The following is a 10,418-nucleotide window of genomic DNA, read 5'->3' on the forward strand; positions in this document are numbered from 1 at the left end:
CGACCAGGGTCGGGTACCAACGGGCCTTGTCCATCGGGTCGACGGGGATGTACCGCTCGGCGACCGGGTCGAACTCGTAGGCCGCGCGGATGCCCGTGATGCCCTCACCCGGCTGGAAGGTGACGTCGGCGGAGGTGACGAGCTTGGTGGGCGGGGTGCCGGCGCCGGCCAGGCCGTGCGACAGCGCCATGGAGAAGCAGCTGGAGTGGGCGGCGGCGATCAGCTCCTCGGGGCTGGTCTTGCCGTTCGCCTGCTCGGCGCGCGACGGCCACGACACCGGCTGCTGGCCGATGCCGGAGGAGTCGAAGGTGACGACACCGTTGCCCTCGAGCAGGTTGCCTTCCCAGACGGTGTGAGCGGAGCGCGTGGTAGCCACGGTCAGTCCTTTCGTGTGGTCCCGGTTCCGGGAGTTCGGGACCATCCGATCACACTCTCCGGTTCAACTCACCCGGAAGACCGGCCCGCGCGCCGTGAACGGCAACCGCGCGCCCTGCGGGATCAGATAGGCGTGCTCGCGGCGGACCCTGAGGACGTCGCACCAGCCGTCGGTGATCACCAGGACCGGGGCGCCCGGCGGGAAGTCGTCCGCGCGGTGCAGCAGGTCGATGCCGGGCTGCAGGACGGTCCCGCCACGGCCGTGCACGCGGACCCGGCCGGCGATCTCCGTGACGGGCAGATACCCGGCGTCGTGCGGGGCCGCGTCGCAGAACACCACCCGGGCGGCCGGGACGTCACGTGCCTCGGCGTACGAGGCGATCGCGCCGAGCGCCTTGCCGAGCAGGGTGCGGTCCATCGAGCCGGAGGTGTCCAGGACCACGCCGAAGGTGCAGCGGGCGATCTCCTCGGGCGGGAACCAGCGGCCCGCGCGCGGGATGTCGGGGGTGGCGGACTGACGGCGCGAGGGACGGGCGTACGACCGCACGGGCTGCGGGCTGGGCACGAACTCGTCGAACCAGCGGGCGAGTTGGGCATCCCACGCCAGCGGCGGATGGCTGAGCGCGCGGATCTCCTCGATCAGTCCGCCCGGCAGATAGCCGCGGTCCTGCTGCTGGTGCATGTCCAGGCCCTGGCACAGGCCCCGGCGGTAGAACTCGTCGAGGTCGACGTAGTCGCGGGGCGGGCCGAGCGGACCGCCCAGGATGTCGCCGACTCCCTTGCCGCGCAGGGTCGCCAGCCGCCGCTTGCGGCGCAGGTCGCCGGCGATGCGGTCGTAGACCTCCTCGGCGGACAGGCCCGCGAGCTGCGGGTCGTACAGCAGCCCGTCGGGCATGGTGCCGATGTCCATCTCGGTCAGCCAGGCGTTGATGACGTAGTCGCAGGCGACGTTGAAGAGGTAGGGGTCGCGGGTGCCGCAGCGGTCGCCGTGGCGCAGGGCGGCGTGCAGCATCTCGTGGGCGAGGATGAACCGCCACTCCTCTTCCTCGAAGGTGCGCAGCGGGTTGACGTAGATCTCCCCTGCCTCGGTGTTCACGGCGGCGATCGAGATGCCGTGGGCGCGGGTGAGTTCGGCGTCGGCGACCAGCTTGATGCCGGAGGCGATGCCGCCGAGCAGGGGGTAGGAGGAGATGAACCAGCTCAACGCCTGCTGCCAGGGGCGTTTCACGGGCAGGTCGCCGTCCAGCGAGTCCCGCCGTCCGCCCGCCATGTCCATCGCGGCGGACACGGTGCGGGTGAGCGCGGTGGCGAACGCCAGCTGCCAGTCCGGCGGTTGGGACCAGTCGCCCCAGCGGGTCAGCACCTGGTCGGGCTCGTCACCGGCGGTACCGCAGCGCTCGTACACCGGTGGCAGTCCGTTCCGGCGCCAGCGGGCGGCGAGTTGCTCCTCGTCGCCGTCCGGGTAGGAGGCGGGCAGGTGCTCGGGGGTGTCGCCGACGGTGAAGCCCAGCAGGAAGCGGTTGACGACGACGCAGCGGGCGGCGAGGTCGTAGCGGTCGGGCTGGACGCGTTCGCCCTTGACGGCCGGGACGTGTCCGAAGCCGAGGTGGAGGGCCGCGTGGGCGAGCGCCCAGGCCCAGGCGCCGGGCTCGGCGAGCCGGGTGGGGTGGACGTGCAGGTCGCCTCCGGAGTCGACGACCACGAGTCCGTCCCGGGGCGCGTAGGCGCACTCCTCGTGACGGCAGACGTCGAACTCCAGGGCCGCGAGGGCCGGGTTGGCCTTCACCAGCCGCACGCCCTCGGCGAACGCCTCCCCCGCGAGGTCCCGCTTCTTCTTCTCCGCGGGCTTGCGGCTCACCGCCGCGCCTCCACCAGCCGGGGCATGTCCCGGGCCGCCTCGACGAGGAACCATGAAGGCAGTACGGGGTTGCCGTCGGCGTCGGAGGCGATGACGGTCTGGGCGACCTCGACGGAGATCTCGGCGAGCTGCACGAGCAACGACTTGGCGCGGTACGCCGTTTGGCGGCCGTTCGCCGACATGTGCTCCTTGCTCGCGGGGAGTTCCTTGATCAGACGGCCGCGGAAGGACTCGGCGAGGTAGTAGAGCAGGTCGCGGTCGGCGAGGCGGTTGGGCCAGCGGGCGTCGCCCTTGATGATCGCCTCGATGCCGTACTGGCTGCGGACGATCTTGACGTAACCGCAGAACGCGGTCGCGTGCGCCGGGGTCAGCGTGCCGTGCGCGAGGACCTTCAGGGTCTCCTCGTCGAGGCCCTGGCCGAAGGAGTGCAGCGCGTCGGAGAGCATGTGCCAGGAGCGGGGCGTGGAGAAGGGCTCCTCGGTCTTCGGCGGCTTGGACCACAGGTGGTCGGGGCGGTCGGTGAGGTGGTCGAGGATCCAGGGGTGGATGTCGTTGTTCGCGGCCCAGGTCAGCCAGTCCTTCGCGGAGGCCTCCAGGTGGACGTGGGCGAGGCGGTTGACGAGGGCGGAGGCGATGGGGCGGGCGAGGGCGTTGTCGGTGGCACGGTTTCCGGCGCCGATGACGATCGAGCCCTTCGGCAGCTCGTAGTCGCCGATACGGCGGTCCAGGATCAGCGAGTAGAACGCCTTCTGCACGTCCGGGGTGGCCGCGTTCAGCTCGTCCAGGAACAGGCAGTACGGCTCGTCCCGGGCGATCGACTCCGGCGGGCAGAACACCGAGCGTCCGTCCCGGATCTGCGGCACCCCGATCAGGTCCTCGGGCGCCAGCTGCGTCCCGATCAGACTGACGCACTCCAGCCCCAACGAGCCGGCGAACTCCCGCACGAGAGAAGACTTCCCAATACCGGGCGCCCCCCACACAAAGACGGGCCGCACGGTGGCAAGCCCGAGCAGAAGCTCAGGAATACGAGAGGGCGTGACAGTAACAGCAGCCTGCAAGGCAGCAACTCCAGGGAATGTCCGAGAAAAGTCCAACTCGAACAGTGTGTGCGTCAGACCAAGCAGACGCAGCCGATTTTTCATGCAGGCCCAGCGAGCTTCCCTAGGGGCGCGGGGAACTGCGCGACCAGCCCCCACCGACCCGCAGCCGACCTCTAAGCCGCCTTCTCCTCGGCACTCTCCAACGGCACTTGTGGTCCACCCGCCTCGTCGAGCCACCCCCGCAGCACCCGATGAATCCGCTCCGCCCCCACGATCTCCCCCTCCGGCTCGGACAACGCCCGCGGCGACAGCAGAAACGGCTTCGCCTGAGCCCCGCCCAACCCACCGTGCGACCCGATCTGTTCCTCGAAGGCGAGCACTTCCCCCTCCTCCGGGTCGTACCACGAGTTGACCATGATGTCGGCGGTATGCGGAAAGGAGTGCGTACGCCGCACCACATCCGCCGCCCCCACCCCGAACTCGGCCAACGGCCCCGGCACTTCATCCAGCCGGTCCACCGGAATCTCCGTACCGAACGGCCCGAGCACCACCCCGCCGTGCTCCTCGCTGCGCACCAGCAGGAACCCGATCCCGGGATGGTTGGCCAGAGTCGTCAGCAACGCAGGATGGCGTGCGTCGATCTCCTCCTTGCTCATCCGGTGGTGCACGTCCGGGAAGGAGACCAGCCCAAGGTTCCCGGAGGCCAGCACGATCGGTTCGGACCCGCGCGCGGGCCGGTACTTCTCGCGCCGCCCCTCCCGGCCCGGCCGGCGCAACGCGGCCCGCACCGCCGCCCGCGCCTCGGCCCCGCTGTGGGTCCGCTCCGCCTTGCGCGACACGGGCAGCCCACAGCCGGCCCGGACCAGATCGCCGAGGGTGAGTCCGTACCGCGTGCGGAAGGTCTCGCCGGGACTCTGCCCGTGGTCGGAGAGGACGACGATCCGGTACGGCCGCGGCGCGTGCTCGGCGACGTTCTCGATCAGCGCGAGCGCCCGGTCGAGGCGTTCGAGGACCTTCTCGGCGTCCCGGCTGCGCGGCCCGGAGTGGTGGGCGACCTCGTCGTAGGCGACGAGGTCGGCGTAGACCGCCGTACGCCCCGCGAGCATGTCGCCCATGACGGCGGCGACCACGACGTCCCGTTCGACGACGGTGGCGAAGGCGCGGACGAACGGGTAGAGGCCTCCCCGGCCCACGCGCGGACGCGTCTTGCGGGCGCGGGCCTTGGTGGACTGGCCGATCTCGCGCCCGACCTCGGCGATGAAGGACAGGGCGGTGCGGACCGCGTTGGCGGGGTCGGAGAAGTAGGCGAAGTAGCCCGCGCGGGAACGGTTCTCCCGGCTGCGGCGGCGCGTGGCGATGGACAGCACGAGGGCCTGTTCCTCGGCGCCGCCGGAGAAGAGGTTGCCGCGGCTGGCGCCGTCGACGGCGAGCAGTCCGTCGTGGCCGCTGTGCCGTACGGCCCGGCGCTGGAGTTCGGCGGCGCTGGTCGGCCGGTTGGAGACCATCACCTCGCCGCGGTCCTTCTCGTACCAGCGGAAGGCGGGCACGTCGTGGTTGCTGCCGTGCAGGATGCCGAGCTGGCTGGCGCCGGTCTGGCTGGACCAGTCGGTGCGCCAGGGGGTGAGCCGGTGGGTCCGCTCCAGCCAGCGCCCGACGGTGGGCATGAGGCCCTTGCCGACGGCGTCCAGGAGCACGTCGTGGCCGACCCCGTCGAGCTGCACGAAGACCATGCCGGGGGTGGCGGGACAGGCCGGGATGCTCCTACGACGACGATCGGCGAGCCGGTACAGACGGCGCCGATACGCCTCGTCGTCGCGCACCGCGAGGGCACCGCCGGTCGCGGAGGCCACGGCCGACATCACGGCGGCGACCACGACCGCGGTCTCCGGGGCCGCGTCCCCGCGCTCGGCCGGGTTCAGATCGAGGGCGAGCAGCAGGAGGGCGCCGTTGAGGAAGAACACCAGCGCCCCGAGCACCAGCGCCGGCACCAGCAGCAACAGCCGTACCAGAAGAGGCCAGACCAGCGCCGACAGCAGACCGAAGGCCCCGGCCCCGAAGGCCGCGGTGACGGCGATCCGGGTGGCACTGTCACCATCGGGCGACTGAAGCCGGAAATCGGGCAACACCCCGGCGAGCACCAGCATCGTCAGCGTGGAGACAACCCACACGGCAACGCTCCGCCCCACCTGACTGGCCACCCGCCGCCACCACATGAGCACCAGCCTGTCATACAGAACATCAAAACGAACGGCCCATTAAGACACCTAAAGGGGCGCGGGGAACTGCGCGACCAGCCACAACAAGGCCGCACCCGCCGTACGACCAAACCAGGCACCCCCATAGGCGAACTCAACGCCCGTCATATCCAGCCGTCGGCATCGACAACCGCCGATGCACCCGAGCCTTCATCTGCGCGTCATAGAGCGGCTCGGCCAGCCCCACCGTCTCCACCCGCACCCCCCGCCGAGCACACTCCGCCGTGAACTCCTCGACAGAGGACAACGCACTCTCGAGCACCCGCCGACTCGGCGCGACAAACAGGTCCCGCCCCGCCCGCACCCCGTCCCACAGCACGCAGTGATCCGCCCGCACCCCCCGCACGAGCAGTTCCCGCCGCACGATGTACCCCCGCTCCGAGGCCCACCGCGCACACATCGCGTGCTGGCTGCGGGAATCCACGAGGAAGGGGTCCGCGTCCAGCTCCTCCAGCGGCGTCAGACTCGCGATCGCCGTGACCCGCACCGGTCCCATGGTGTCCCCCTCACCTCCGGGTTTCGCCGCCGACCCTACTCCAGCCCGTAGGCTTCGGGGAGTCGCGCGAAGGAGGCAAAGAGGTGCCGGTGGAGATCACCTGGTGGGGCCACGCGACCTGCACGGTCACGGATTCGGACGTACGTGTGCTCACCGACCCTCTGTTCGCCCGCCGCCTCGCGCACCTGCGCCGCCGGCGCGGAGCCGTACCGCCGCCCGGGGCCTGGCGTGCGGACGTCGCGCTCGTCTCCCATCTGCACGCCGACCACCTGCACGTTCCGTCGCTGATGCGGCTGGAGCCGGGCACGCGCCTGCTCGTGCCCCGGGGCGCACCACGGCAGGTGCCCGGACTGCGCCGGCTCGCCCATCTCCGGGTGGAGGAGGTCTCCGTAGGGGACGAGCGGCGGATCGGCGACGTGGTGATACGCGTGGTGCCGGCCCGGCACGACGGACGGCGGCTGCCCGTCGGCCCGCACCGCTCCCCCGCGCTCGGCTATGTCGTGGAGGGCGAGGGGCGCACCTACTTCGCCGGGGACACCGGGCTCTTCGAGGACATGGCGAAGGAGGTCGGCCCGGTCGACGTGGCGCTGCTGCCGGTCGGCGGCTGGGGGCCGTATCTCGGCGAAGGTCATCTGGACGCGGGGCGGGCGGCCCGGGCGCTGGCGCAGCTCGCGCCGCGCAGCGCGGTGCCGGTGCACTACGGGACGTACTGGCCGATCGGCATGGACGCGGTGCGGCCGCACGAGTTCCACGCGCCGGGCACGGAGTTCGTACGGCTGGCCGCCGAGCACGCGCCCGACGTGGACGTGCACCGGCTGGAGCACGGGGAGAGCGTGCGGCTGGAGGTCGCGCGGTGACGTGGCTCGCGACCGCCACCACGGGGGCGACACCCGGGGCTGCCGGGCAGGCGATCGGGTATCCGACGCTGTTCCTGCTGGTGTTTCTGGGGGCGTTGGTGCCTGTGGTGCCCACGGGGGCGCTGGTGAGTTCGGCGGCCGTCGTGGCCTTCCACCAGACCGCACCCCTGTCTCTGCTGTTCGTGTTCGTCACGGCCTCCAGCGCCGCGTTCCTCGGGGACATCGCCCTGTACTGGCTGGGGCGGCGCGGGATGGGCTCGAAGAACGGCTCGCGGTGGCTGGAGGCGATCCGGTCGCGGGCGCCGGAGGACCGGCTGACGCAGGCGCAGGAGAAGCTCGCGGACCACGGCGTGGCCGTCCTCGTGCTGTCCCGGCTGGTCCCGGCGGGCCGGATCCCGGTGATGCTGGCCTGTCTGATGGCGAAGTGGCCGCTCAGGCGGTTCGTCCGGGGGAACCTTCCGGCCTGTCTGGCCTGGGCGGTGACGTACCAGCTGATCGGGATCCTGGGCGGGTCGCTGTTCGACGAGCCCTGGGAGGGCGTGCTGGCGGCGATCGTGCTGACCGTCACGTTCAGCGCGGCGCCGAGTGTCTGGAAGCGGGTGCGCTCCTCGGACTGAGCGCGTCCTGACCTCGGCCCGATTCTCTTCTCGGCTACGGATTGTTGATTGTACCGACCGGTCGATGTATGAATGGTTGCGGACGTGGGAGCCGACGAGAGGACGAGCGACGTGGCCGGTACGGACACCACCGAGGACATCCCGCAGTACCCGTCACCGCGATCGGCGCAGTGCCCGTTCGCCCCGCCGCCGGACCTGCTCGGGCTGCACGCGACGGACAAGGCGGTCACCCGCGTGAGGACGTGGGACGACAGCACCCCGTGGCTGGTCACCAAGCACGCGGCCCTGCGCGAGGTCCTCTCGGACCCCCGGATGAGCGCGAACATCGGCGGCGAGGGCTACCCGCACACCACGGCGGCCATGAAGGCGCACGCCGCCGAGATGGAGCCGTCCATCAACAACACCGACGGCGCCGAGCACACCCGGTGGCGGCGCACGCTGACGAGTTCCTTCACCCGGCACCGGATGGAGAAGCTCCGCCCGGAGATCCAGCGGATCACCGACGACCTCGTCGACCGGATGCTCGCGGGCCCCAAGCCCGTCGACCTCAACGAGGCCCTGTCCCTGCCGCTGCCGTCGCTGATGATCTGCGCGCTGCTCGGGGTGCCGTACGAGGACCACGAGTTCTTCCAGGAGCACGCGGGCGTCACCAACGCGCGCTACAAGACGCCGGAGGAGGCCGCCGAGACCACCCGGACGCTGCGCCGCTACATCTCCGGGCTCATCGAGGCCACGGCGGACAACCCCGGCGAGAACGTGCTCACCGACCTCGGCGAGCGGGTCAGGGGCGGCGAGCTGAGCCTGGAGGAGGCGGCCCGGCTGGGGCACATCCTGCTCGTGGCCGGCCACGACACCAGCGCCAACATGATCACCCTGGGCACGGCGCTGCTGCTGGAGAACCCCGACCAGCTCGCGGCGCTGCGCGAGCGCCACGACGACGCGAAGTTCGTGCAGAACGCCGTCGAGGAGCTGCTGCGCTATCTGACGATCCCGCACCTGCTCGCGCGGCGGGCCGTCGTCGGGGACATCGAGGTCGACGGCGAGAGCATCCGCGCGGGCGAGGGCGTCATCGCGTCGCTGGCCGCGGCCAACTGGGACCCGGAGGCGTTCCCCGAGCCCGAGAAGCTCGACCTCGCGCGCAAGGCCTCGCACCACGTCGCCTTCAGCTGGGGCCCGCACCAGTGCATCGGCCAGCAGCTGGCCCGCGTCGAGCTCCACGTCGTCTTCAGCACGTTGTTCCGCCGGATCCCCACCCTGCGGCTCGCGGTCGACCTCTCGGAACTGAAGTTCAAGGAGGACTCCCAGGCATACGGCATCTACGAACTGCCGGTCACCTGGTAGGCGCCTTCGATGACGGCACCCTGGACGACAGCTCCTTCGACGGCCGGTCTGAAGGGGTCAGTCCAGGACGCGTGAGCCGCCGACCGGGAGGTCCCAGAGGTCCGCCCGGTCCAGGCCCGCCTTCGCCCAGGCCGCCCGCACGCGGGTGAGCGGCTCCAGGACCGGCTCCGCCGACAGCACGAACGTCGCCCAGTGCATCGGCGCCATTCTGCGCGCGCCCAGGTCCTGGTCGGCCCGTACGGCCTCCTCCGGGTCGCAGTGCACGTCGCTGAGCCACCAGCGGGGGTCGTAGGCGCCGATGGGGAGCAGCGCCAGGTCGATGCCCGGGTAGCGCTGTCCGATGCGGGCGAACCAGTGGCCGTAGCCCGTGTCTCCCGCGAAGTAGACCCGCTGGCCGTCCGGGGCCGTCAGGACCCAGCCGCCCCAGAGGCTGCGGCAGGTGTCGGTGAGGGAGCGCTTGGACCAGTGGTGGGCCGGCACGAAGTCGAAGCGGACGCCCTTGAGTTCGGCCGCCTCCCACCAGTCCAGCTCGGTGACGCGCGTGAAGCGGCGACGGCGGAACCAGCGGGCGAGCCCCGCCGGGACGAAGACGGGGGTGTCGCGCGGGAGCCGGCGCAGGGTGGGGGCGTCCAGGTGGTCGTAGTGATTGTGGCTGATGACGACCGCGTCGACGGGCGGCAGGGCGCTCCAGGCGATGCCGACCGGGGTGATGCGGGCCGGGGTGCCGAGGATGCGGCGGGACCAGACCGGGTCGGTGAGGACGGTCAGACCGCCGATCCGCACCACCCAACTGGCGTGGCCCGCCCAGGAGACGGCGACCGTGCGCGCGTCGACCGCGGGCAGCGGGCCGGGCTCGAAGGGCAGCCGGGGGACGTCGGCGAGCCCCTCTGGGCCGGGGCGGACGGCGCCCTCGCGGGCGAAGCGGGCCATGGCCTTGAGGCCGGGCAGCGGGGCGGTCAGGCGGTCGTGGAAGGAGCGCGGCCAGGTCCTTCGCTCCCCCAGCGGGCGCGGCTCGACGAGCGCCGGGAACGGGGGGACGAAGGCGGCTCTGGTCGCCGGATCGTCGGCTTCCTGGGTGGTGGTGCTCGTGGTCGACTCGGACTGCTGCGTCATCGAGGAGGCTCCCATCGCTGAGCGTCGTCGCGGAGGTCGTCGAAGACCGACTCCAGAATGATCAACGCGCGTTGCACGTGTGGCAGTTCCAACGGCGAGGGTGACGTGAGGCATTCCGCGCGCTCCTCGTCCGACCCGCCGAGCAGGGCGCCCGTGGCCAGCCGGACGCGCGGCGCCCCGAGGTCGTCGCCGAAGCGGTGGCCGCCGGGCGCGGGCATGCCGAGCCGGGCGGAGAGGAAGTCCTCCAGGTCCTGGGCGTCGCCGATCCCCCGCGCGGTGAGCGCGGGCCGCAGCGGGCCGAGGTCGACGTAGAGGTGACGCCCTGCCTGCGGGGGCCGGGCGAGCGCGCCCGCGCGGACGACGGCGGAGTGGGCGGCGGCCGAGCACGCGGCGGCGGCCGTCGTCAACCCCGCCCACGACCGGGGCCGGGTGCTCCGGCTCGCCATGCTCAGCACGATCGAACTGC

The 10,418-nt window shown here is 71.8% G+C and carries 9 protein-coding genes and 1 pseudogene; 3 read left to right on the plus strand and 7 right to left on the minus strand.

The annotated features are described in order from the left end of the window. The 5 genes from ABZ896_RS50070 to ABZ896_RS50090 all read right to left on the minus strand — a co-directional run. Positions 1 to 376: OsmC family peroxiredoxin (locus ABZ896_RS50070; protein ID WP_360945297.1), on the minus strand; the 376-nt coding region annotated here is incomplete at its 3' end. A gap of 63 nt (positions 377 to 439) precedes the next feature. Next, positions 440 to 2,287, minus strand: coding sequence for a hypothetical protein (locus tag ABZ896_RS50075; protein WP_360945300.1), 1,848 nt, complete (start codon positions 2,285 to 2,287; stop codon positions 440 to 442). After that, a complete protein-coding gene (locus tag ABZ896_RS50080) occupies positions 2,230 to 3,291 on the minus strand; it encodes a MoxR family ATPase (protein WP_360945303.1) in 1,062 nt (353 codons plus the stop codon). The genes ABZ896_RS50075 and ABZ896_RS50080 overlap by 58 nt, the downstream gene beginning before the upstream one ends. Positions 3,292 to 3,446: 155 nt before the next feature. Beyond that, entirely contained in the window at positions 3,447 to 5,486 is a 2,040-nt protein-coding gene (locus tag ABZ896_RS50085) for an alkaline phosphatase family protein (protein WP_360945306.1), read from the minus strand. A gap of 136 nt (positions 5,487 to 5,622) precedes the next feature. Next, on the minus strand, positions 5,623 to 6,024 hold the full coding sequence (locus tag ABZ896_RS50090; protein ID WP_360945309.1) for a hypothetical protein: 402 nt from the start codon (positions 6,022 to 6,024) through the stop codon (positions 5,623 to 5,625). 83 nt (positions 6,025 to 6,107) lie between these two features. Between ABZ896_RS50090 and ABZ896_RS50095 the strand changes: the two genes are divergently transcribed. The 3 genes from ABZ896_RS50095 (at position 6,108) to ABZ896_RS50105 (ending at position 8,839) form a co-directional block, all read left to right on the plus strand. Further along, positions 6,108 to 6,881 (plus strand): MBL fold metallo-hydrolase, encoded by a 774-nt coding sequence (locus ABZ896_RS50095; RefSeq protein ID WP_360945311.1) that lies wholly within the window; start codon positions 6,108 to 6,110, stop codon positions 6,879 to 6,881. Further along, positions 6,878 to 7,498, plus strand: a complete 621-nt coding sequence (locus ABZ896_RS50100; protein WP_360945313.1) for a VTT domain-containing protein — start codon at positions 6,878 to 6,880, stop codon at positions 7,496 to 7,498. Before ABZ896_RS50095 ends, ABZ896_RS50100 begins: the two co-directional genes overlap by 4 nt. A gap of 84 nt (positions 7,499 to 7,582) precedes the next feature. Continuing rightward, the gene (locus ABZ896_RS50105) at positions 7,583 to 8,839 is read left to right on the plus strand and encodes a cytochrome P450 (RefSeq protein ID WP_360945315.1); all 1,257 of its coding nucleotides are present in this window, start codon (positions 7,583 to 7,585) and stop codon (positions 8,837 to 8,839) included. Between the two features lie 57 nt (positions 8,840 to 8,896). Here the strand turns inward: ABZ896_RS50105 and ABZ896_RS50110 are convergent, their stop codons facing one another. Both ABZ896_RS50110 and ABZ896_RS50115 read right to left on the minus strand, forming a co-directional pair. Further along, a complete protein-coding gene (locus tag ABZ896_RS50110; protein WP_360945317.1) occupies positions 8,897 to 9,952 on the minus strand; it encodes an MBL fold metallo-hydrolase in 1,056 nt (351 codons plus the stop codon). Continuing rightward, a pseudogene (locus tag ABZ896_RS50115) lies at positions 9,949 to 10,335 on the minus strand (pyridoxal phosphate-dependent aminotransferase); the annotation flags it as partial. The pseudogene ABZ896_RS50115 and the gene ABZ896_RS50110, both read right to left, overlap by 4 nt. Between the last annotated feature and the right edge of the window lie 83 nt (positions 10,336 to 10,418).

It is taken from the genome of Streptomyces sp. NPDC047072 (genome assembly GCF_040643855.1).
Lineage (GTDB): Bacteria > Actinomycetota > Actinomycetes > Streptomycetales > Streptomycetaceae > Streptomyces.